This is a genomic window from Bradyrhizobium sp. AZCC 2230 (genome assembly GCF_036924495.1).
Taxonomy (GTDB): domain Bacteria; phylum Pseudomonadota; class Alphaproteobacteria; order Rhizobiales; family Xanthobacteraceae; genus Bradyrhizobium; species Bradyrhizobium rifense.
On record NZ_JAZHRS010000001.1, the window covers coordinates 697,800 to 720,323 of the forward strand.

Annotated in this window: 23 protein-coding genes and 1 pseudogene; 13 read left to right on the plus strand and 11 right to left on the minus strand. The window is 64.8% G+C overall.

The genetic code is table 11. The features are described 5' to 3' along the window. Positions 1-15 precede the first annotated feature (15 nt). The 6 genes and pseudogenes from V1280_RS03190 to V1280_RS03220 all read right to left on the minus strand — a co-directional run bounded on the left by V1280_RS03190 (position 16) and on the right by V1280_RS03220 (position 7,771). Positions 16-1,188: a VWA domain-containing protein gene (locus V1280_RS03190; RefSeq protein WP_334518891.1), complete on the minus strand. Its 1,173-nt coding sequence runs from the start codon at positions 1,186-1,188 to the stop codon at positions 16-18. Then, positions 1,185-3,409 (minus strand): annotated as a pseudogene (locus V1280_RS03195) (DUF5682 family protein). Before V1280_RS03195 ends, V1280_RS03190 begins: the two are co-directional and overlap by 4 nt. A 13-nt stretch (positions 3,410-3,422) precedes the next feature. Further along, positions 3,423-4,499: an ATP-binding protein gene (locus tag V1280_RS03205; RefSeq protein WP_334518895.1), complete on the minus strand. Its 1,077-nt coding sequence runs from the start codon at positions 4,497-4,499 to the stop codon at positions 3,423-3,425. After that, the gene (locus V1280_RS03210) at positions 4,496-5,926 is read right to left on the minus strand and encodes a DUF5691 domain-containing protein (RefSeq protein WP_334518896.1); all 1,431 of its coding nucleotides are present in this window, start codon (positions 5,924-5,926) and stop codon (positions 4,496-4,498) included. Before V1280_RS03210 ends, V1280_RS03205 begins: the two co-directional genes overlap by 4 nt. Then, positions 5,919-7,307: an SWIM zinc finger family protein gene (locus tag V1280_RS03215; protein ID WP_334518898.1), complete on the minus strand. Its 1,389-nt coding sequence runs from the start codon at positions 7,305-7,307 to the stop codon at positions 5,919-5,921. The genes V1280_RS03210 and V1280_RS03215 overlap by 8 nt, the downstream gene beginning before the upstream one ends. 98 nt (positions 7,308-7,405) lie before the next feature. Beyond that, a complete protein-coding gene (locus V1280_RS03220; RefSeq protein WP_334538156.1) occupies positions 7,406-7,771 on the minus strand; it encodes an MmcQ/YjbR family DNA-binding protein in 366 nt (121 codons plus the stop codon). Between the two features lie 69 nt (positions 7,772-7,840). On the opposite strand from V1280_RS03220, the gene V1280_RS03225 reads away from it, so the two are divergent. The 6 genes from V1280_RS03225 (at position 7,841) to V1280_RS03250 (ending at position 12,763) form a co-directional block, all read left to right on the plus strand. Continuing rightward, positions 7,841-8,392, plus strand: coding sequence for a carboxymuconolactone decarboxylase family protein (locus V1280_RS03225; RefSeq protein ID WP_334518900.1), 552 nt, complete (start codon positions 7,841-7,843; stop codon positions 8,390-8,392). A 109-nt stretch (positions 8,393-8,501) separates the two neighbouring features. Further along, on the plus strand, positions 8,502-9,137 hold the full coding sequence (locus V1280_RS03230; RefSeq protein ID WP_334518902.1) for a PadR family transcriptional regulator: 636 nt from the start codon (positions 8,502-8,504) through the stop codon (positions 9,135-9,137). A gap of 17 nt (positions 9,138-9,154) precedes the next feature. Continuing rightward, positions 9,155-9,799, plus strand: coding sequence for an O-methyltransferase (locus tag V1280_RS03235; RefSeq protein WP_334518904.1), 645 nt, complete (start codon positions 9,155-9,157; stop codon positions 9,797-9,799). Between the two features lie 149 nt (positions 9,800-9,948). Next, a complete protein-coding gene (locus V1280_RS03240; RefSeq protein ID WP_334518906.1) occupies positions 9,949-11,613 on the plus strand; it encodes an acetolactate synthase large subunit in 1,665 nt (554 codons plus the stop codon). 105 nt (positions 11,614-11,718) lie between these two features. Continuing rightward, positions 11,719-12,066: a Lin0512 family protein gene (locus tag V1280_RS03245; protein ID WP_334518908.1), complete on the plus strand. Its 348-nt coding sequence runs from the start codon at positions 11,719-11,721 to the stop codon at positions 12,064-12,066. Positions 12,067-12,070: 4 nt separating this feature from the next. Continuing rightward, positions 12,071-12,763 (plus strand): GNAT family N-acetyltransferase, encoded by a 693-nt coding sequence (locus V1280_RS03250; protein WP_334518909.1) that lies wholly within the window; start codon positions 12,071-12,073, stop codon positions 12,761-12,763. A 32-nt stretch (positions 12,764-12,795) separates the two neighbouring features. Here the strand turns inward: V1280_RS03250 and V1280_RS03255 are convergent, their stop codons facing one another. Continuing rightward, positions 12,796-13,365, minus strand: a complete 570-nt coding sequence (locus V1280_RS03255) for a hypothetical protein (protein ID WP_334518911.1) — start codon at positions 13,363-13,365, stop codon at positions 12,796-12,798. 247 nt (positions 13,366-13,612) lie between these two features. On the opposite strand from V1280_RS03255, the gene V1280_RS03260 reads away from it, so the two are divergent. The 3 genes from V1280_RS03260 to V1280_RS03270 all read left to right on the plus strand — a co-directional run bounded on the left by V1280_RS03260 (position 13,613) and on the right by V1280_RS03270 (position 16,268). Next, positions 13,613-14,809 carry a serine hydrolase domain-containing protein gene (locus V1280_RS03260; RefSeq protein ID WP_334518914.1) on the plus strand — a complete coding sequence of 399 codons (1,197 nt, stop codon included), beginning with the start codon at positions 13,613-13,615 and terminating at the stop codon, positions 14,807-14,809. Between the two features lie 31 nt (positions 14,810-14,840). Beyond that, a complete protein-coding gene (locus V1280_RS03265) occupies positions 14,841-15,500 on the plus strand; it encodes a DUF429 domain-containing protein (protein ID WP_334518916.1) in 660 nt (219 codons plus the stop codon). A gap of 63 nt (positions 15,501-15,563) precedes the next feature. Beyond that, entirely contained in the window at positions 15,564-16,268 is a 705-nt protein-coding gene (locus V1280_RS03270; RefSeq protein WP_334518918.1) for a glutathione S-transferase family protein, read from the plus strand. A 2-nt stretch (positions 16,269-16,270) separates the two neighbouring features. On the opposite strand, the gene V1280_RS03275 is transcribed toward V1280_RS03270, so the two are convergent. The 3 genes from V1280_RS03275 to V1280_RS03285 form a co-directional block, all read right to left on the minus strand. Continuing rightward, positions 16,271-17,053 (minus strand): sulfite exporter TauE/SafE family protein, encoded by a 783-nt coding sequence (locus tag V1280_RS03275; protein ID WP_334518920.1) that lies wholly within the window; start codon positions 17,051-17,053, stop codon positions 16,271-16,273. A gap of 3 nt (positions 17,054-17,056) precedes the next feature. Beyond that, a complete protein-coding gene (locus V1280_RS03280; RefSeq protein ID WP_334518922.1) occupies positions 17,057-17,689 on the minus strand; it encodes a TetR/AcrR family transcriptional regulator in 633 nt (210 codons plus the stop codon). Between the two features lie 192 nt (positions 17,690-17,881). After that, positions 17,882-18,253, minus strand: a complete 372-nt coding sequence (locus V1280_RS03285; protein ID WP_128961888.1) for a tRNA-binding protein — start codon at positions 18,251-18,253, stop codon at positions 17,882-17,884. A 107-nt stretch (positions 18,254-18,360) separates the two neighbouring features. Here V1280_RS03285 and V1280_RS03290 point away from each other — a divergent pair, with 107 nt between their 5' ends. Continuing rightward, positions 18,361-18,726, plus strand: coding sequence for an ArsC family reductase (locus V1280_RS03290; RefSeq protein ID WP_334518925.1), 366 nt, complete (start codon positions 18,361-18,363; stop codon positions 18,724-18,726). Here the strand turns inward: V1280_RS03290 and V1280_RS03295 are convergent. Then, entirely contained in the window at positions 18,723-19,373 is a 651-nt protein-coding gene (locus V1280_RS03295) for a hypothetical protein (protein ID WP_334518927.1), read from the minus strand. The two genes, V1280_RS03290 and V1280_RS03295, sit on opposite strands and share 4 nt — an antisense overlap. Positions 19,374-19,710: 337 nt before the next feature. Between V1280_RS03295 and V1280_RS03300 the strand changes: the two genes are divergently transcribed. From V1280_RS03300 to V1280_RS03310, 3 genes are read left to right on the plus strand one after another with little or no spacing between them, the layout of a single operon-like run. Beyond that, a complete protein-coding gene (locus V1280_RS03300) occupies positions 19,711-20,466 on the plus strand; it encodes an ABC transporter ATP-binding protein (RefSeq protein ID WP_027535192.1) in 756 nt (251 codons plus the stop codon). Next, the gene (locus tag V1280_RS03305; RefSeq protein ID WP_334518931.1) at positions 20,459-21,205 is read left to right on the plus strand and encodes an ABC transporter ATP-binding protein; all 747 of its coding nucleotides are present in this window, start codon (positions 20,459-20,461) and stop codon (positions 21,203-21,205) included. The genes V1280_RS03300 and V1280_RS03305 overlap by 8 nt, the downstream gene beginning before the upstream one ends. Positions 21,206-21,253: 48 nt before the next feature. Beyond that, positions 21,254-22,474 (plus strand): ABC transporter substrate-binding protein, encoded by a 1,221-nt coding sequence (locus tag V1280_RS03310; RefSeq protein WP_334518933.1) that lies wholly within the window; start codon positions 21,254-21,256, stop codon positions 22,472-22,474. Positions 22,475-22,524: the final 50 nt, after the last annotated feature.

The following is a 22,524-nucleotide window of genomic DNA, read 5'->3' on the forward strand; positions in this document are numbered from 1 at the left end:
CCGGACTCGAAGCGTTCAGCCTTCGGGCCGGATCAGCTTGATATCCTGGTCGGCAGCCCAACCGGCAACGTCCTCACGCTTCAACGCGGTTGCCATCAGGTCCGGAAACTGGTCCGGCGTGCAGGCAAAGACAGGAATGCCGAGGCTTGCGACCTTGGCCGAGAGCACGGGGTTGTAGGCCGGCCGGCCGGTATCGGTCAGCGCCAGCAAGACGATCACGTTGATTCCGCGCGTAGCGAGCCTTCCTAGCCGGTCGACCAGCGCATCTGCGTCGCCGCCTTCATAGAGGTCGGTGATCAGGATCAGGTGCGCCTTTGCCGGCCGCTCGATGCGGTCCTCGCAATAGGCGACGGCGCGGTTGATATCGGTGCCGCCGCCGAGTTGGACGCCGAACAACACCTCGACCGGATCGGCCAGTTCCTCGGTCAGGTCCACGATCGCGGTGTCGAAGCAAACGAGCTTGGTCGCGACCACCGGCAGCGAGGCCATCACCGCTGCAAAGATCGAGGCATAGACGACGGAGGTTGCCATCGATCCCGACTGGTCGACGCACAGGATGACTTCGTCCAGATCGACGATACGACGCTGCTGGCGCAGGAAGCCGATCAGCCGTTCGGGCACCACGGTGCGATGCTCCGGCTGGTAATGGCGGAGGTTGGCCCTGATGGTGCGCGGCCAGTCGATGTCGGCAAAACGCGGGCGGTTGGTGCGCAACGAGCGGTTCAGGGCGCCGCGAACCGCGTCCGCGGTCCGGCGTTCGAGCCGCTCCATCAGCTCGGCCACCACCTTGGCGATGACGATCCGTGCGGTGTCCTTGGTCTTCTCGGGCATCACGCAGCGCAGCGCGACCAGATCGGCGATCAGGTTCACATCGGCTTCAACAGTCGCGAGGAATTCGGGCTCGAGCAGCATCTGGCGCAGGCCCTTGCGCTCGAATGCGTCCTTCTGAATCACCTGCACCACCGGTGCAGGGAAGAACTCCCTGATATCGCCAAGCCATTTCGCGACGCGCGGCGCCGAACCGCCAAGCCCGCCGCGGCCTTTCTTCGGTGCCTCGTCGCCGTTGCCATAAAGAGCCGTCAGCGCCTCGGACATGCGGCGGTCGCTGTCGGACAGGGTTGGGCCGTTCCCGGCTCCTTCGGCATCGGCGCCGAGGGCAAGTGTCCAGCGGCGGCTGCGCTCGTTCATCGCGCCGCTCCTGATGTGAGGAGTTCGATGACGCGTGCCTGATGCGCCGGCCAGATCGCGGCTGCGTCCGCGACCAGCTGGTATCCTTTCGCACCGCCCGAGTGGCGTGCGAACAACGCGTCCATCAGGCGCCGCCGCTCGGTGCGATCGAGCGCCGAGAACACGCGGCGAAACAGCGGGAGGTTGGCGGTGAAACCATCCTCGTCGAGGGCCATCAGCCAGGCATCCACCGCACCGCGCAGCGCCGCATCATGGATCAGTCGTTGGCCCGCGCCGTCAAAGAAACCTTCGAAGAAGCCGGCGGCCTCCGCGACCGGCGTGCCGGGCGACAGCATCCGCGCCATGAGCTCGGCGGCGCGATCGGCGGCGAGCAGCTCGGCTTCGTAGAGCAGCCGCGCGGCGGTGCCCGCGATCAGCCGGGTCGCCTGGTCATCGTGCAACAGGGTTGACAGCGCGTCGCGCCATATGGTGACGATCTCGCCATCGAGCTGAGCGAGCTGAATCGCGGCATCGGCTGCGACGATCGCCCCGCGCAGCTTGGCTGCGGCGGGCGCATCGAGATTGCGCGCGGTGTAGGGCAGGGCGAGGGCCGCCTGGACCACGATGCGCGGCATCAGCGCGGCAAGATGTTCGACCGTGCCGGCGCGCGCCTCGCCATAGCGCAGGATGTCGGCCATCGGCGGCAATGCGCCGAGCAAAGCCTGGCCATCGCTGGTGAGCGCTGCCTTGGTCTCCAGAGCCGCGATGCCGGATTCGGTGGCGCGCGCCAGATCGGCGATCATGGCGTCGCGCACGAGGCTCGCCAGCGCGCCGAGCTCGGCCTCCTTGCCCATCGCCTCGATCAGACGGCCGGCAGCGGCCTCCGCAATCGTCGAGCCGTAGAGCAGGTTTTCGACGAGGCGCACAGCGAATTCAGGCTCCCAGCGCAACTGCCAGTTTTCGCGAAAGGTGCCACGGCTGCGGCCGGCATCGGTCAGGCGTCCCCAGGGCACGTCGAGCGCATTCAGGCGATGCAGCAGCGTCGAGCGCACCAGCCCGCTCTCGCTGCGCAGATCGAGCGTCAGCGGTCGCTCCAGCGCTTCCGGCTTGAGTCGCGTCACCTTCTGCTGGCGCTGAAGGTCTTCGAGCAGCGGCGCAAGCGGTGTCGCCGCTGGAATTGCGCCGACACCCGCACCGACCAGGAGTTCGGCGGCGATATCGTTCCACAGCGCGCGCTCGCCGTTGCAGAGGCATGCGATGGCCGCTTCGCGGAGCTCTGCGAATCCCGGCGCAGGGCGGCCGCGTAGCGCGGCAAGCGCAGTGCCGAGCCGCTGCGCCTCGATCACCGAGGCGGTCGAGACGAAATGGCCGTGATCGCGCAGCACGCGGCTCACCTTGGCGAGCCAGATCGCCGTGCGGTCGCCTTCGCGCGTCTCCCAGAGATGCGCGCACCAGCCGGGCGCGACCACGCCTGCACCGTAACCGCTCGCGCGCGACAGGCGCGGCGCGGTCCACGGCGCCCAGGTTGCCTTGATCTTGGTCTTCGGCCGGCCCTTGAGCAATTCGCGGTCCGGTGCAAGGCTGCGGCGTTCCGCGAGCGCGGGCACGTGCCAGGCGCCGCAGACGACCGCAACGGCGCCATCGCAGTCCTTGGCCGCTCTTGCGATCTCGATCCGCATATGCGCCTCGCGCGCGGCCTCGCGGGCCGACAACGGTTTTTCGTCCGTGCGCAGCGCCGTCATCGCGTCGGCGACCGCCGCGAACACGGGGCCTGTTGCGGGATTTTCCTCGATGACGTCCGACCACCAGGATTCGCCGTCGTCATAGCCGGCCGCGGTCGCGAGCGCGCCGATCGGATCGCGGCTGACTGGATCCTCTTCGGACCGCGCTGCGCTTTCCTCTGCGATGTCTGCGGCGGAGGCTCCCAACCGGTCCGATGCCGGCAGGTCGATGAAGCGCAAGCTGCGCCGTGGCGCACGGCCCAGCACGCGGCCTGGTATTCTGGCGAGTAATCGGCAAACGGAAAGAAGCTGGCGTTCGCCGGATTGTCCTCGGCGTAAGTCAGCAGCGCCACCGGCGTCACCATGTCGGGGTCGGCGAGCATCGGCAGCAGGTCGGAGGTATCCGCGGGCCCCTCGATCAGCACCGCGACGGGTTTGAGCGCGTCGAGCGCCTCGACGAGCCGACGCGCCGATCCCGGCCCATGGTGGCGGATGCCGAACAGTGAGATCTGGCCCGTCATGCCCGCCCCGATCTCAGATCCGATCGGTCAGCGAAGCATAATAGCCTTCGAAGCCGCGCTTCTTCTTGAGCACCGTCTCGAGATATTCACCGAGCACGGCCGTGTCCTGCACCGGATCCTTCACGACCGCACCGATCATGTTGCTGGCGAGCGTTTCCGGCGTCAGCTTGCCCTCGTTGAAGAAGGTCGCCTGGCTGATGCCGCCGATCATCACCGCGATCGCTTCGGCCGTCGAGAGCCCGCCCGAGGGCGATTTCAGTGCGACCTTGCCGTCCTCGGTCGATCCGGAGCGCAACTCGCGGAAGATCGAGACCACCCGCGCCACCTCGTCGGCGACGTTCTTGGGCGCCGGCAAATCGAGGTTCTGCGCCATTTCGCCCACGCGCTTGACGATAATCGCGACCTCCTCTTCGGCGCTGTCGGGCAGCGGCAGCACGACGACGTTGAAGCGGCGCTTGAGCGCGGAGGACAATTCGTTGACACCCTTGTCGCGGTTGTTGGCGGTCGCGATGATGTTGAAGCCGCGCTGTGCGTAGACGGCGGTATTGAGCTCCGGGACCGGCATCATCTTCTCGGACAGCACGGTGATCAGCGTATCCTGCACGTCGCTGCCCATCCGCGTCAGCTCCTCGAAGCGGCAGAGCTTGCCGTCTTCCATCGCGCGCATCAGCGGGGTCGCGACCAGCGCCTCGCGGCTCGGCCCATGCGCGAGCAGCTGGGCATAGTTCCAGCCGTAGCGGATCTGGTTCTCGTCGGTCCCCGCCGTGCACTGGATCACCAGCGTGGAATCGCCGGTGATGCCGGCGGCCAGATGCTCCGAGACCCACGACTTGGCGGTCCCGGGCACGCCGAGCAGCAGCAGGGCGCGATCGGTCGCAAGCGTTGCGACTGCGGTTTCGATCAGACGCTTGTCGCCGACATATTTCGGCGTGATCGCGGTCCCGTCGGACGCCTTGCCGCCCATCAGATAGGTCACGACCTGTCGCGGTGCGAGCGCCCAGCCGGGTGGGCGATGCCCGCCGCCCGCGGCCAGCGCCTTCAGCTCCGCCGCATAGCTCTGCTCGGCCGGCAATCGCAGTTTTTCGCTCATGGCTTCGCTCCCTTATCGTCCAACGCGGCGTTGAGCCGCAGCATGTCGAGGCGCGGGTCACCTTGCAGCAGGCCCGCAGCCATCAGTCGTTCCAGCGACTGTCGCGCGCCTTCGCGCGAGGCGATCAGACCCAGCGCGTGGAGTTCCGCGACCTGGTCGGAAGGCTTTGCATCGTCGCTTCGAAGTGCCGTCAGCAGTGCCTGGCCGGCAGGTGCGGCCAGCGGATCGTTGAGCCGTGCTGCGGGTCCGGCCATCGCTTGCGTCAGTTCGAACCGGACGCCGTGCGCGTTCATGGCGGCTTCGGCCTGTCTTGCGCGGTCGGCGGGCGCGAGCCGCGGCGCGAGCGCCACGATGAGGCCGGTCGCATCGTGCTCGCCGATAGCCTTTGCCGCGTCCGCGACTTGCGCATCGGTCCCGGTTGCCACGACTAGGTTGATCAGCGCCGTGTCGGCGGCCGGATCCACATTCCAGTCCCAGGCCACGATCAGCTCTTGCGGCGTGATACCGAGTGCGCCCGCAAACGATGCGAGATCGGCGCCATCGAGCAACGCCTTGCGGCGTTGCCATTGCGCCGGCGTCTTCGGACGCTCGACCTCGATGACGCGCGAGCGGCGCAAGATCCCCTTGGTCTTCACAGAGAAGAAGCCGGCAAGCTCGGCAGCATCCTCGCCGATCCCGGCACCGCGGCCGAGACGCGCGAGCAGCGAGGCCGCAAGCGCCTTGACCTTGGGCGCACGGTCATCGGCCACGGTGGTTTCGAGGAAAGCGATATCTTCATCGGACAGCCGTTCGGACAACAGTGACAGCAGGCGCAATCGTGTGTCGGCGCCTTCGTGACCGAGCTTCGCCTCCAGCACCGCGCGGGCCGCGGATGGATCGCGCCGCCGCAGCTCGGCCAGTGCGACTTTGCGCGCGGCAGGCCAGAAATCGTCCCAATTGCCGGCGGTGATGTGGTCGTTGGTCTGCTGCCGCGGGGCATTGTTGGACGCTGCAATCTCCGCCCAGTCGCGCCACGGTGCGTAGACGTCGGGCGCGTCATCATCGCCTGCCTCGGGCATCCAGTCGGCGGGATGCGTGGTCCAGCCGCGCGCGGCGAGAAAGTCGACGAGCTCGGTCTTGCCCTGCGCCAGCTTCTTCGCCGCGAGGATTCGGCGCGCCAGCGGACGCAACGCCTCGGGCAAGGTCGGCAAGGCGAGTGTGGGAATGTCGGGCAGGACGCGGAGCGTCGATGCCGGCTCAGCCGTCACCGCGATGCCGAGGAACTGGCCCGACAAAGCGAGCAGCCGCAACTCCGCTTCGGTGGGATTCTCGCCAAGCTCGGCGCGCCAGAACGGGGCTGCTGGTGCGGCCGCCGATCCCATGGTCCAGCGCGTCAGCACTGTGCCCATTGCATCGTAGATTGCGTCGGCCTTGCGTGCGTCAGTCATGGCTGCCGATCCGCCCCCACGGGGTCTGTGCGGCGAGGATCGTGAGCCGGCTGCCCGACCAGATCGCGGCGGTGCGCGTGAGATCGGTCCCGCAAAGCAGACCCTCCGCGTTGCTCGCGACCGGCAATGTGGCGGTGCCGTCGCCGGATCGCCACCACGCATGCCCGGCATCATCGCGCGCGATCCGCCCCTGTGGCAGCAGCAGCGGAATATCGATCGTCCAAGGTTCAGCCAGCAGCGGCCGTGTCAACGCGTCGGAAAGCACTTGGTCGGGCGCTGGCCATTCGAGCGTCAGCGTCTCCTCCGCGGCGTCGCGCCGGACGAGCAGGGCGCGAAGCGGTTGTTGCGAGGGATAGAAGACCAGCTCGCCCCGAAAGCGCTCGCCAGGCGTGAACACCGAGCCGCGCCGGCCGGCGCTTGCCGGGAAGAAGTCGAGCAGCATGGCAAAGCGCGGGCCGGCCGCGGCGAGATTGAGCAGCCATGTGGTCTGCGACACCAGCCCGTCGCGGCGCGTCTGCACCTGCTCGGCGAGCACCTCCCATTGCGCATCGACCCGCGGGGCTTGCGGATCGGCCAGCACCGTCTCGCGGGTTTCCGAGTTTGCGACGGTGCGCCTGATCTCGGCATCGCGCGGCGCAGCGCGGAAGGCGCGCGCGAGCAGCACCAGCTTGCCGAGCTCGACGACCGCGCCGCGCGGCCGGTCGCCTGCTTCAAGCGCGAGCAGGCGGGACGGTAGTTCGTCGACGCGGCCGGCGAGCACTGCGGCCTTGCCATCGACCAGCCGCGCCGCGATCCGCCGGCATCGCGCCGTGGCATCGTCGATGAAGCCCGCAAGTCCCAGGCGCAGCTGGTCGCCAATCCATTGCTCGAGCGCATTCAGCGCATCGAGGATGGCGCGCTCGGTCTCTTCGTTTCGTTTGGCGGCCTGGGCCTCGCGCCGTGCAACATCCTTCGGGTCTTCGGCTGCCTCCGGTTCGACGGCGCGGGCGGCACGCAAATCCTTCGCATCACCGGACGATGCAGTGCTCGCAGGCTTGGCTGCGGATGTGCCACGCCGGCGGCCGAGCCAGTCGCTGACCCATGCCGGCGTATCGGCTGGCGCGAACGGCACGATGGCTTCCGCGTTCAGCCACAATAGGCCGAGCACGTGCTTGCATGGGAATTTGCGCGACGGGCAGGTACACTTGTTGCCGAGGTCGCGCAGATCAGCCATTACGCGGTAGGGATTGGCGCCGGAGCCCGCGCATTCGCCCCAGATCAGCGCGCCATCCGCGGTGCCGCCGACGCCGGACCATTTGGCCGGCTTGGCAAGACCGGCGGCCGCCTTGAGCGAGGATTGATCGGTAGCGAGTTGCTCGACCGCTTTCAGATCAATCGCCACGCCGATGTCCTAAACCGAATCCAGGATGCGCAGTATATCGGGGTAGGATGAAAGCTCAATGTCACCGCGAGTGGCTGGCCGGCTGCACGCGGTGATCGTTATCTCGGCGCCCCCTCGGGCGAAGCAAGCCCAAGCTCCTTGCGGGCCTTGCGCGTGAGCTTTGCCACGATCAGGGCGTGGGCCTGCGCGAGATAGGCCGTCAGCTCCGCATCCGGCAGCGCGTTGTTGCTGACGAGCTGCACCCATTTGGCTCGCGCCAGATAGGGCGCCGGCCGCGCGACACCGTGCTCGATCAGCATCGCGTACGCCATGTCCGCGGTCTTGAACATGTAGCTTGCGGTGAAGCCGCCGCTCAGCGCGAACATCTTGCCGCCGACCTTGAAGACGGAGGTGCCTTCCCATTGCACCACCTTGGTGGCAGCGGGCAGGCGCAGGCAGCGGATCGCAAAGGTCTTGGGAGTCATGCGATTGCAATAGCGGACATCGGCGCACCTTTGTGGCAGCATGCATGTTCCAACTGGGGATGGAATGCCATGTCGCGCGTGTCGATCAAGACCAGGGACGATCTGCCGGAAGCACTGCGACCGCTGTGGGACAAGATGACGACCTATGGCGCATTCGAGAACCAGGCCGGTGTGATGGCGCATCGCGCGCCGATCTTCAAGCACATGTGGTCGCTGCTGGTCGATCTCGCCAGCGAAGGCATGATCTCGAAGCGTCACCTCGAGTTGGCGCTGGTCACGGTGTCGCTGCTCAACAAATGCGACTATTGCGTCTCGCACCACGCGCCCAAGCTCGCGGTGCAGGGGGTGTCGGAGGAGGGCGCCGCCCGGCTCGTCGACTACAAGGATCATCCTGAACTCGATGAGCTCGACAAGCTCGTCGTCGAATATGCGATTGCGGTCACCAACAACTGGAACAGGACCCGCGACGAGATCTTTGCCCGCCTGCGCGTCCACTTCTCGGAAGCGCAGATCGTCGAGCTGACCTGGCGCATCGCGCTGTGCGGCGCCTTCAATCGCTTCAACGACATTCTCCAGCTCGAGGTCGAGCAGGGCGTTCCGCACAGCGAGGCCGCAGAGTAGCGGCCGGCAGGTGCCGCCCCCGGCCGGCGAGCGATCACGGACCCGTGATTTGCGCCTTGAATATCGCAAATTATATCGTAAGATATGTTTTGAGAAGGAGACGTAAGATATGTTCGGCAAACACCGAGACCACAGAGACTTCCACTTCGGGCACTTCGCCCATTTCGCCATGGGCCGGCACGGCGGGCGGCATCGCTTCGGCCGCGGCGGGCATGGCTTTTTCGGCCGCGGGGGAGACGACTTTCCGGGCGCAAGGCGGCTGTCCTCGCAGGACCTCCAGCTCGTGATCCTGGCGCTGCTCGCCGAGAAGCCGGCGCATGGCTACGAGCTGATCAAGATCATCGAGGAGCGATCAGAGGGATTTTATACGCCGAGCCCCGGCGTGATCTATCCGGCGCTGACCTATCTCGAAGAGGTCGGTCACGCCAGCGTCGCGCAGGACGGCGGCCGAAAACTCTACAGCGTCACGCCGCAGGGTGAGGCCTATCTCGCCGAGCAGCGCGGCACCGCTGATGCGATCCTCCAGGCGCTGTCGCGGATCGGGCGCCGCATGGACGAGGTGCGCGAGGCCTTTGCCGGCGTCAGCGATCTCGATGCCGATGCCTCCGACGAGATGCACCGCGCCCGCCACAACCTCAAGCGCGCGCTACGTTCCAAGCAGGGCAGCGATTCCGCCGAGGCGCGTCGCATCGCCGGAATTCTGGAGCGTGCAGCCGCGGAAATCCTCGGCAAGGAAAGCAAGTGATGCAAGGGAAGCAGGACATGACCGATCGGCCGCACAGCCCGATTCAAGACCCGCGTGTCAACGCCGTGATCGCGCGCCTGCAGGGCGCACGGCAACGGCCCTCCGGCGGCGGCCCGCGCAGCGCCTTCAACAGCCGCGATCCTCACGCCTATGCCGAGCAGGGTTTCTCGATCCATCCCGAGCAGGGCGAGCTGATCTACCTGCTGTGCCGCGGCCTGCGCGCTACACGCGTGGCGGAGTTCGCGACCTCGGTCGGTATGTCGACGCTCTATTTTGCGGCGGCCATCCGCGACAATGGCGGCGGCACCGTGATCGGCTCGGAGATCGTGCCGGCCAAGGTCGAAGCCGCCAAGCGCAATCTCGCTGAGGCCGGATTGGCCGACTATGCCGAGATCCGCGAAGGCGACGCCCGCAAGACGCTGCGCGATCTCGGCGGCCCCGTCGACTTCGTCCTGATCGACGGCTGGCCGGGCGAGGGCGGTCCCTCGCTCGCCCGCGAGGTGATCGAGATCGTCGCGCCGCAGCTGCTCGTCGGCGGCTATGTCATGAACGACAATGCCGAGCCCGACTATCTCGCCTATATCCGCGATCCCAACAATGGTTTTGTATCGATGACGCTGCCGCTCAAGGGTGGAACGGAGCTGTCGCTGAAGGTGAAGTGATGGCCGCCGCGAGAGCGATGGATGCTGAGAAAATTCGTGCAACCTGAAAAGCCAGCTGCATTGTGAGTTGTGCCTGAACGCCACGCGGTTACGATGCGCGCCGAGTTCCTGCGGTGTGCAGGAGCGGATATCGTCACTGGAGAGGCGGCATGAGCGAACAGGAACGCAAAGTCAAAGGATCGGATCTGTTCGTCGCGGCGCTCGAGAACGAAGGCGTCGACCGGATTTTTGGCGTGCCCGGCGAGGAAAACCTCGACCTCGTCGAATCGCTTCGCACGTCCAAGATCGAGCTGGTCCTGACCCGCCACGAGCAGGCCGCTGCCTTCATGGCCGCTACGCATGGAAGGTTGACCGGCAAGCCCGGCGTCTGCCTCTCCACGCTTGGCCCGGGCGCGCTCAATCTGTCGACCGGCGCGGCCTATGCGCATCTCGGCGGGATGCCGATGATTCTCATCACCGGGCAGAAGCCGATCATGAGCAGCCGGCAGGCGCGCTTCCAGATCGTGGACGTAGTCGCGACCATGAAGCCGCTGACCAAGCTCTCGCGGCAGATCATCAGCGCCTCCTCGATCCCCACCGTGGTGCGCGATGCTTTCCGTGTGGCGATGGAGGAGCGGCCAGGTCCCGTGCATCTCGAACTGCCGGAGGACATCGCGGGCGACGAGGTGCCGGCGGTCCCCGTGATCCATATCCACCCGATCGAGATCCCCGTTGCCCACCGCGCCGCGCTCGACCGTGCCGCCGAGATGATTTTGGCCGCGCAGCGCCCGCTGGTGATGATGGGCGCGGCGACCAGCCGGCCGCACTCGACCCACGGCATCGCCAGCTTCGTACGGCGAACCGGCATTCCGTTCTTCACCACGCAGATGGGCAAGGGCACCGTTCCCGGCGGCACCAATCTCTACATGGGCACCGCAGCGCTGTCCGAGCGCGACTATGTTCACGACGCCATCGACGCCGCCGATCTGATTGTGGCGATCGGCCATGACCCGATCGAGAAGCCGCCCTTCATCATGGGGCCAACGGGGCCGAAGGTGATTCACGTCAGCTACACCACGGCCAGTGTCGAACTGGTCTACTTTCCCGACGCGGAGGTCGTCGGCGACGTCGGCCCGAGCCTGGAGCTTCTGGCCGACCGGCTCGAGGGCAAGCTGCCGCAGGCGGCGGCGCTGTTGCCGTTGCGGGAGGAAATCCTCAACCACATCGCTGACCGCGCCACCGAGACGCGCTGGCCGCCGACGCCGCAGCGGATCGTGCACGACATCCGTCAGGTCATCCCGGAAAACGGCATCGTCGCGCTGGACAACGGCATGTACAAGATCTGGTTCGCGCGCAACTACCGCACCCGCGTCGCCAACACGCTGCTGCTCGACAATGCGCTGGCCACGATGGGCGCCGGCCTGCCGTCGGCGATGATGGCCGCGATGCTCTATCCCGATCGCCGCGTGCTCGCAGTCGCGGGCGACGGCGGCTTCATGATGAACAGCCAGGAGATGGAGACCGCCGTCCGCCTCAAGCTCAACCTCGTCGTGCTGGTGCTGGAGGACAACGCCTACGGCATGATCCGCTGGAAGCAGGCCGTCGATCACTTTGCCGATTACGGCATGACCTTCGGCAATCCCGACTTTGCGCTCTACGCCAGGGCCTATGGCGCCAAGGGCCACCGCATCGCAAGCATCGACAGCTTCGGCCCGACGCTCGATGCCGCGTTCAAGGAAGGCGGCGTGCATCTGGTCGTGATTCCGATCGACTATTCGGAGAATGTGCGTGTGCTGGTCGACGAGCTGCGGGCGCATGAGAAGGTGAAGGCGTGAGTTGATGGAGCGACGCTGTTCCCAAATCGTCATCGCGAGCACACTTGTCTCGCGATCCCCGATCGCAGACACTCCCGATCATCCAACCAACCACAGGAATATGACATGACTCGCGTTCGCTGTATCACCGAGATGGGCATGGGCGTCGACGTTCACGGCAGGGACGCCACCAAGGCGGCGAAGCGGGCGGTGTCGGATGCGATCCGGCATTCGAGCCTCGGTTTCTTCCGGATGATCGACAAGACCGCGAACGACATGTTCGTCGATGTCACGATCGGCGTGCCCAATCCCGAAGCCGTCGACAAGGAGGCGGTCGCCAAGGAGCTTCCCTACGGCACCGTGACCGTCAACGCGGTCAAGGGAGGATTGGAGATTCCCTCGGCCACGGAAGTGGCCAACGACCCCATCCTCATCGCCAACGCCGCTGTCATCGTCAGCTTCGACAAGGACTAAGCCGGTGCCCGACAGCGATGTGCGGCTGCTGGATCGTCCGATCTGGAGCGCGCTGACCACGAGCCATAAGCATCTGGCCGAAGGCGGCCCACGGGCGCGGCGCTATCCCGTGGACATGACGCCGTTCGCCGACATGGTCGACATGTCTGCGGCAAGCTTTGCCGCGCTCGGTGATCTCATGTCGCCCTCGCAGGTCGCAGCGCTGTTCACGCCAGAGCCGGTCGATGTTCCCTCAGGCTTCAAGGTGGTGCTGGCCGAGACCGGCGAGCAGATGATCGGATCGCCCGCCGATAGCCCGCTTCGCGACGCCGAGATTGTTACACTTGGTCAGGCCGACGTTCCCGCGATGATGGCGCTGACGGCGCTGACCAAGCCCGGGCCGTTTGCGTTGCGGACGCACGAGCTAGGCACGTTCCTCGGCATTCGCGCCGGTGGCGAGCTGGTCGCGATGACGGGCGAGCGCATGAAGCCGGGCAAGTTCGTCGAGATGACCGCGGTCTGCGTTCACCCCGACTATCGCGGGCGCGGCTACGCGCAGGCGCTGCTCGCAGCGGTCGCGCGCCAGATCGAGGCGCGCGGCGAGATTCCGTTCCTGCACGTGTTTTCGAACAATAATTCCGCCATTGCGCTCTATCAGCGCCAGGGCATGCACATCCGCCGTCGTCTGCACATGACGGCGTTGGTGAAGCAGGAATGACGGCCCGGCGATAGCGCGCCGGGCCGTGGGGTTTAGGTTGAATAGTCGACGAGCAGCGCGCTCGATGCGTTGGAGGACGCCGAGTTGCCGCTGGAGCTGTAGGAGGTCGACTGGCTGGTTGCGTTCTGGAGCAGCGAGATCAGCTCCTTCATCAACTCTGCGGTGGTCGTCGAAGACGAGCTGGACGAGGAATCGGACGACGAGGTCGAGTCCGTACTGCTGGTGCTGCTCGTGCTCGAAGAGTCGCTGCTGCCGTCGGGCGGCGGCGGCGGTCCACCGGCGCCATTGGCACTGCCGGAGAAGGTGTTGGCGAACACGTTCTTCAGCTCGCTGGCCTGGTCGCTGGTCAGCTTGCCGCTCGACACCTCGTTCTGGATGAGATCGTCGATCTTGGACTGCATCTCGTCAGCCGAGGGCGGAGACGAGGAGCTCGCGCTCGATGCGCCGCTCTTGAGCGACGAATCGATGTCGTCGAGCGCGGACGAGAGCGCGGACTCATCGCTCGAAGAGATGGTGCCCGCCGAGACTTCCTTGGTGAGCTCGCTCTTGAGGCGGTCGAGTGGGGAGTAGGAATTGGTGGTCGTTGCGGAGATCGAGGTCATTGCCGGTCATCCTTGATGAAGTCTGGGATACGCTGAACATGACCGTGAGGCTAAAGGTCGCGCGCTTAACGAGGTCTTGCCACAAGGATTGCTGGCGTTTTCGTTGTGTTGCTCGCGGGGGGGCGAACACGCGGCGAAACAAAAATGTGGGGTGTTGCCAGCGCCGCCCACGCCTCGCGCGAGTGGGCTTCCACAGGGCCGATTCGTTGCTATATCCATCGCAACCAATTCGGGGAGGGGACTATTTATGGACGCCAGGACAACAAATAAGGCACCGGATTTTTCCGCTGCACGGACGGCGATGCAGCGTTACGTCGATCAGGAGATCGTCCCCGGCGTCTCCTGGGCGGTGCTGCGCGGGCGCGAGGTGGTCGACCAGCAATGCGTCGGCTTTGCCGATCGCGAGGCGAAGACGGCGCTCCGGCCGGACCATATCTTTCGTGCCTTCTCCAACACCAAGATATTCGTCACCTCTGCGATCATGCTGCTGGTCGAGGAGGGCCGCATCGGGCTCGATGACCCCATCGAAAAATTCCTGCCGCAGCTTGGCAATCGCAAGGTGCTGAAGCAGGGCGCGGCAAGCCTCGCCGATGTCGAGCCGGCGAAAAGTCCGATCACGATCAGGCACCTTCTGACCCACACCTCGGGTCTCAGCTACGGCATCTTCGATCCCGGGACGGTGCTGTTCAAAGGCTACAACGATGCGCGCGTGCTCAATCCGTTGACACCGCTGACCGACATGATCGACAAGCTCGCCGATCTGCCGCTATCCTATCATCCCGGCACCAGCTGGGAATATTCGGTGGCGACCGACGTGCTCGGCCGCGTGGTCGAAGTCGTCTCGGGCAAATCACTCGACGCTTTCTTCAAGGCACGCATCTTCGATCCGCTCGACATGACCGATACCGGCTTCTCCGTGCCCGAGGCGCAGCAGGGCAGGTTGGTCGCGCACTATACCGGCGCCGACGTACTTGATCCGACGAAGCCGGGCCTCACCCGCGCCGACAATCTGCCTTATCCGCAGGCCTATCGACGGCCGTTCCCGCGGCTGTCGGGTGGCGGCGGCCTGGTCTCAACCCTGCCGGACATGCTCGCGCTGGTGCGTGCGCTGGTGCCCGGATCGGACGCGCTGCTGAAGCCGGAGACGCTGCGGCAGATGATGACCAACCAGCTGCCCGCCGGCCAAGTCATCCGCTTTGCCAATCTCGGGCCGATGCCGGGCAAGGGCTTTGGCCTCGGCGGCGCCGTGACCTTCGCGCCGACGCAGTTCGATCCTCCGAATTCCACGGGCGAATTCCAGTGGGGCGGGCTCGCCGGCACCCATTGGTGGATCTGCCCTGAGGCCAATACCGCCGGCGTCCTGATGGCCCAGCGCCATCTGGGGTTCTGGAATCCGTTCTTCTTCGAATTCAAGCGCCTGGCCTACCAGGCGGCCGCAGGCTGACCGCTGAAGTTTGCCCGTCGGGGATCAGGACGTGCCAACCTATCTCGGTCTCGACGGGTTTCGCTTCGGCTGGGTTGCCGCGTGGATCGATGATCGCGGCCAACAAGGCTTCGACTATTCGCCGGGCCTCACGCGTTTGCTCTCTGTGCCGCATGCGCGCGCGATGATCGACATGCCGATCGGATTGAAGGCTGAAGGCTATCGATGTTGTGACAAGCTGGCGCGCAAATTAGTGGGGCCCGCCGTATTTCTCGGGGCCCGTCGCGACCTCTGGTTGTTTTCCGACATGGCGGCGGCGAATAAGCACTACTGGCAGCATAACGACAAGGGCGTCTCGGCTCAGCTCTGGAACATTAGAGACAAAATCAGAGAGGTGGACGCGATGATGGCGCCAGAACGCCAGGCGACGATCAGCGAAGCGCATCCGGAATTGATCTTTTGGAATCTTGCCGGTCAGATCCAGCTCGAACCGAAGTCATCACCGCGAGGCCGCGAGCAGCGTATTAAGCTGCTGAGAGACCGGGGCTTCATCAAGATCGAAAAATGGCTGACGCAGCGGCACGGCACTGGTATCGGCCGCGACGATCTCGTCGATGCCTGCGCATGCGCAGTCGCGGCGCGGGACAGCACGCAGCGCGTTGGCGGGGATGAGATCGATCCGCGCGGATTGCGGATGGAGATCAATTATTGAGCCTTGTGTCATACTGTGCCTCGCCTAGATTGGATGCGCTTCAACAGCAGATTGTAGGTTCCGATGTCCGATCTCTCCGTCTTTCCGATCACCAAACGCTGGCCTGCCAAGCATCCGGAGTTACTTCAGCTTTATTCGCTGCCGACGCCGAACGGCGTCAAGGTTTCGATCATGCTGGAGGAGATCGGGCTGCCCTACGAGGTTCATCTCGTCGACTTCGGCAAGGACGACCAGAAGACGCCGGAATTCCTCTCGCTTAATCCGAACGGCAAGATCCCGGCGATCCTCGATCCCAACGGCCCCGGCGGCAGACCGCTGCCGCTGTTCGAGTCCGGTGCGATCCTGCAATATCTCGCGGAGAAGACCGGCAAGCTGCTGCCGCAGGACGCCGCGCGCCGCTACCAGACCATCCAGTGGGTGCACTTCCAGATGGGCGGCATCGGGCCGATGTTCGGCCAAGTCGGCTTCTTCCACAAATTCGCCGGCAAGGATTTTGAGGACAAGCGGCCGCGCGACCGCTACGTCAGCGAAGCCAAGCGGCTGCTCGGCGTGATGGAGACGCATCTCGCCGGCCGGCAATGGTTCATGGATGACGACTACACCATTGCCGACATCTCCATGCTCGGCTGGGTGCGCAACCTCATCGGCTTTTACGGCGCCGGCGATCTCGTCGGGTTCAGCCAGTTCAAGTCGGTCGCTTCCTGGCTCGAGCGCGGGCTGGCGCGTCCGGCCGTTGAGCGCGGGCTCAACATCCCAAAGCGTCCGTAAAACTAGCTCAGCGCCTTGTAGCTCATGTAGAGCGCCATCAGGGCGACGAGCGCGATCATGGTTCGGCGCAGCACCGCTTTGCTGACGCCGTTCGCCGCGCGGGCGCCGAGATCGGTGCCGATCCAGAGGCCGGCAATGATTCCGATGATGGCCGGCCAGCCGGCCATCAGTCCCTTGCTCCAGTAGATCCAGGCTGCCGGGATGTTGGTCGGGATGACCGAGAAAATGAGGCTGACGAGCTGCGCCTGGTGTTGAGGCACGCGCAGCCCTGCGGCGAGGCCGACCGTGATCGCGAGTCCGCCGCCGATGCCCATGAAGCCGGATGAAAAGCCGGCAAGCACGCCAATGAGGAGCAGGGAGAGCCACGGCAGTTGGTCCCGATCGCCGGCGTCGCTGCTGCCGTCCTTGCGGTCACGACGCAGGATCAACAGCGCGATCAGCGCGACGAGATAGGTGACGTAGGTCCATTGCAGGACCGCGTCGGAGACGGCGGCCGCGGCATAGCCGCCGCCCGTGCCGCCGATGAGAAATCCGACGCCGATCCAGGCGATCCATGGCAAGGGGCTGTGATTGCCGTTCTGCCAATAACGGCGCACGCCGGCGAGGCCTGTCGGCGGGACCTGCGTGATCAGCGACGTTCCTTGCGCGACGTGCTGCTCCGCGCCGAGCAGCAGCACGGCGAATATGACGAGGCCGCCGCCCGGGCTCGTGCCCATGAAGCCGGAGGTCAGGCCGCCGATGAGACCAACACCGGCGCCGGCGAGGAGGTCGTGAATTCCGGACATCGCTCACGTCCTTGTTCGTCGCTTGATCTCGGGCTTGGTCGTGCGAAAGCCGTCGATCACACCGGTGACGGTCGCCATGCAGGCTGCGACGTCAAAATCCTCGCCCCAGCATTTTTGCAGCACAAAGCCCTGGAAGATCGCGACCAGCACGCGCGCGATCGCGTCTGCGCCGAGGTCGCGCTTGATCAGGCCGTCGTGCTGGGCGCGCTCGACCAGGGCCACGATCAGCGCGCGCGGCATGTCGATGCCTTCGACGACGCTGGTGCGGACGCGGCGGTTGCGCAGCGCCTCGGCCCAGCCATGAATGCCGACACGGCGCCGGGCTTCGCCTGCGGGATCAGTGAGCCATTGCGCGTAGACGCGCACCAGTGCGTGCAGTCCTTCGATCGGATCGCCGGAGCCTTGCGCGACCGAGTTGAGCACGGCCTCGCGGCGATGCCGGTCGTCGGCCAGCGCCTCGATCAAATCGTCCTTGCTCTGGAAGTAGAGATAGACCGCGCCGTGGCTCAGGCCCGACCGCTTTACGATGTCGGCCATGCCGGTCTGGTGAAATCCGTCTTCCGAGAAGCAGGCGAGCGCCGCTTCGAGAATCTGCTGACGCCGGTCTTCACGCTTCTTGTCGCTGATCTTGGGCATCCGTCTCGTCCATAAATAACTGACAGATTGATCGTTTTAGGGAATTGCGAGGAGCAGACTGAATAGAGCCGCATATAATAAAAAACGACCAGTCAGTCATTTTTATCGGCAAAGGTCAAGTCCCGGCGGCTGGGCCGATGAAACAGAAGAATGAAGCGATGGGCGGTCGGCCGGCGAAGGCGATGTCTGTCGCTAGAACAGCCGCCCGCCGTTAGGCACCGGCTTGCTCGGCTGCATCAGTACGACCTTGCCGTCAGCATCGGGGAAGCCGAGCGTCAGCACCTCCGAGACGACAGGTCCGATCTGGCGCGGCGGGAAATTGACGACGGCGGCGACCTGCTGTCCGACCAGCGTCTCGAGCGGATGGTTCTCGGTGATCTGCGCCGAGCTCTTGCGCACGCCGATGGCCGGGCCGAAGTCAATCCACAGCCGCCAGGCCGGCTTGCGCGCCTCGGGAAACGGTTTGGCATCGACGATGGTGCCGACGCGGATATCGACCGCGAGGAACGTGTTGAAGTCGATGGTCGGCGAGGCGGATGCGGCGGGATCGTGGGTGACGTGCATGGTGTGTCCGTTCGGAAGATGTCGAAAGCGTCGTTGGCAATATTGTCGCGCGAAGCGGAGTTTCGTACAACGCCACAGCACGTCACGACGCATGCGCGAGGACCGTCTTGCCCAACATCATCTACGGCATCAAGAACTGCGACACCATGAAGAAGGCGCGCGCCTGGCTTGACACCCATGGCGTCACCTACGAGTTCCACGATTACAAGGCTGCCGGCGTCGAGAAGGACAAGCTCAAGCAATGGAGCGACAAGCTCGGCTGGGAGACGCTGCTCAATCGCGCCGGCACCACCTTCAAGAAGTTGCCGGATGCCGACAAGGAAGGCCTGACCGAGAAGAAGGCGCTCGCGCTGATGCTAGCGCAACCATCGATGATCAAGCGGCCGGTGCTCGAAATCGGCGGCAAGCTCCTGGTCGGCTTCAAGCCGGATATCTACGACAAGGAAGTCGGCGCCAAATCGCGCAGGAGCTAATTCAGCTCGATGATCTCGGCGGTGACGCTCGGACCGCTGGGCTGATCGGCGAATTCGACGACGTCAGCGGCCGCGATACGGCCCGGAGCGCGGTGAAACAGATCGCGGTCGATCACCATGCGCAGTTTCGGCCGCGGCAGCGCGTCATTTCCGCGCAGCAGATTCTTGATCTCGAAGCCGCCGTCCTCGCAGAAAGTCTTGAGCGACGCGATGACGTGGCTGACCTTGTCGTCGGTCAGGAAAGGCAGCAGCAGCCGTTCACAGGCAACGATGCGGCCGTAGATGTCGTCGACGTCGGCCACGCTGTAGACCGGAAGCCCGCGCGCGACGCATTCATGATAGACTGGCATCACGTAGGGTGCGAGCCGCGGCCCGACATAGTCCTCCAGCAGAATTCCCTTGCCGGTATGGCCGTAGGCGCGTGAGATCCGCGTGCCCTCGCTCTGAATGGTCAGGCGCGGCGTCGGCGTCGAATTGTCCACCGTGTAGTAGATGAGATCGGACAGCTCTTCCTCGAGTCGCGCGGGCTGATACTCCCAGATCGCCGGCGTAGTCTGCTGGCGCGCATAAAGTCGCAGCCACGTGTTGAGCAGGTCACGCTGCTTGATCGACTTGACGGCGGAGGGAGGGGCGCTGGCGAAATCCAAAACAATATTCCCGGCGGATGAAACCCGCACATGATCGCCGTAGCGGTAAAATTTTTGATGAAGGCTGGCGCGCGGGACCAAAGACCGTTAACGACGGCTTGATGACCGGTGTCTTGCGAACCGGGAGGCCGGCAGGCGACATCACAAAACCTCCAACTAAGGGAGCATAAGACTCCCGGCCGGAGGCCTGATCTGCTCAGCTTTCCGCCTTGCCTAACCCCCGTCACCTCCGGCATATTCCGCGCCCGGAGGCGGCGTTCCGGGAAGGCTCCAAGGCCTCCGGAAAGCCGAAGCAACAAGACAGCCACGCGTATTGCGCGGGCAGGGGGAAATCTGTTTGGCCGATGAGTTCATTCTCGAAACGGAAGGCTTGACCAAGGAGTTCGCGGGCTTCTTCGCCGTCCGCGACGTTGCGCTCAAGGTCCGCCGTGGGAGTATTCACGCGTTGATCGGTCCGAACGGGGCCGGCAAGACGACGTGCTTCAATCTTCTGACCAAGTTCCTCAAACCGTCTGCCGGAAAAATCCTGTACAAGGGACAGGACATCACCGCGATGGCGCCGGCCGATGTCGCGCGCCTGGGGCTGGTGCGTTCGTTCCAGATATCGGCGGTATTTCCGCACATGACCGCGCTGGAGAATGTCCGTGTCGCGCTTCAGCGCCAGCACGGCAGCTCCTTTGATTTCTGGCGCTCCAAGTCGGTGCTGAATCAGTTCAACGACCGCGCGCGTGAATTGTTGAACGATGTGGGTCTCAGCGAGTTCGCCAACACGCCTGCGGTCGAGATGGCCTATGGACGCAAGCGCGCGCTCGAGATCGCAACCACGCTCGCGCTCGATCCGGAGATGATGCTGCTGGACGAGCCGATGGCCGGCATGGGCCACGAAGACATCGACAAGATCGCGGCGCTGATCAAGCGCATCTCGGCGAAATACACCATTCTGATGGTCGAGCATAACCTGAGCGTCGTGGCCAATCTCTCCGACATCATCACCGTGCTGACGCGCGGGCAGGTGCTTGCGCAGGGCCACTACAGCGAACTCACCAAGGACGAGCGCGTCAAGGAAGCCTATCTGGGAGCCGGTCATGCCTGAGACTGCAATGGCCGACGCTCCGGCGAAGGCCGCAACCGGCGGCAATGTGCTCCAGGTCCGCAACCTCGAAGCCTGGTACGGCGAGTCCCACATCCTGCACGGGATCAATTTCGACGTGAACGCGGGCGAGGTCGTCACGCTGCTCGGCCGCAACGGCGCCGGAAAGACGACCACGCTGAAGTCGATCATGGGCATCATCGGCAAGCGTGCCGGCTCGATCAAGTTCAACAATCAGGACATCATCCGCGCGACCTCCGACAAGATCGCGCGCATGGGCATCGCGTTCTGTCCGGAGGAGCGGGGAATTTTCTCGAGCCTCGATGTGCGGGAGAATTTGTTGCTGCCGCCGGTGGTGCGCCCCGGCGGACTGCCGCTCGAACAGATCTTCGATCTGTTTCCGAACCTGAAGGAGCGGCTCAACAGCCAGGGCACCAAGCTGTCCGGCGGCGAGCAGCAGATGCTCGCGATCGCGCGTATCCTGCGCACCGGCGCCAGCTTCCTGATGCTGGACGAGCCGACCGAAGGTCTCGCGCCTGTCATCATTCAGCAGATCGGTCACACCATTGCGCGGCTGAAGAAGGAAGGTTTCACGATCCTTCTGGTCGAGCAGAACTTCCGGTTCGCCTCCACCGTTGCCGACCGCTATTACGTCGTCGAGCACGGCAAGATCATTGACGGATTTTCCAATGCGGAGCTTGCCGCCAACATGGACAAGCTCCACACCTATCTCGGCGTCTAGTACGACCAAAGGTCGGACGGTCACGGGAAGATTCACGAGGGAAGTAGCATGAAAAAGTCGATTGCATCGTTGTTGCTCGGCACGGCGTTGGCCGTTACCACCGCTGGCGCGGCCTTCGCGCAGGACAAGACGGTCAAGATCGGCGCGTTGTCCGATCAGTCCGGTCTCTATGCCGACCTCGGCGGGCCCGGCTCGACGCTCGCAGCCCAGATGGCGGTGGAAGATTCCGGCCTCGCGGCGAAGGGCTGGAAGATCGACATCATCTCGGGCGATCACCAGAACAAGCCGGACATCGGCACCGCGATTGCGCGGCAGTGGTTCGATGTCGACAAGGTCGACATCATCGTCGACGTGCCGAATTCCGGCGTGGCGCTCGCCGTCAACAACGTCGTGAAGGAAAAGAACGGCGTCTACATCAATTCGGGTGCGGCGACCTCTGACCTCACCAACGCGCAGTGCTCGCCCAACACCGTGCACTGGACTTACGACACCTACATGCTGGCCCACACCACGGGCCAGGCGCTGGTGAAGGCCGGCGGCGACACCTGGTTCTTCCTGACCGCGGACTACGCCTTCGGTGCGGCGCTGGAGCGCGACACCACTGCCGTCATCGCCGCCAACGGCGGCAAGGTCGTCGGCGGCGTCAAGCATCCGCTCAATACGCCGGACTTCTCGTCCTTCCTGCTCCAGGCGCAGGCCTCCAAGGCCAAGATCATCGGCCTTGCCAATGCCGGCGGCGATACCACCAATACGATCAAGCAGGCCGCCGAATTCGGCATCGTCAAGGGCGGCCAGAAGCTCGCGGCGCTGCTCTTGTTCCTCACCGACGTCAAGGCGATCGGTCTGGAAACCGCGCAGGGCCTGAACTTCACCGAGACCTTCTACTGGGACATGAACGACCAGACCCGGGCTTTCTCCAAGCGGTTCTCGGAGAAGATGAAGAACGGTGCGATGCCGACCATGGTGCAGGCGGGTGTCTATGCGGGCGTGCGCCACTATCTCAAGGCGCTGGACGCGCTCGGCGGCAATCCGCATGACGGCGTCAAGGTCGTCGAGAAGATGAAGTCGATGCCGACGGAAGACGAACTGTTCGGCAAGGGTGAGATCCAGCCCAACGGCCGCACCATCCACAACGCCTATCTGTTCGAGGTGAAGAAGCCCTCCGAGTCCAAGGGACCGTGGGACTTCTACAAGCTCGTCGGCACGGTGCCGGGCGACCAGGCCTTCACGCCGCTCTCCGAGAGCAAGTGCGCGCTGCTTAAGAAGTAAGACCAACAGCCCGCCGGCGGTGAGCCGGCGGGCGCTACTTTGGGAACGCC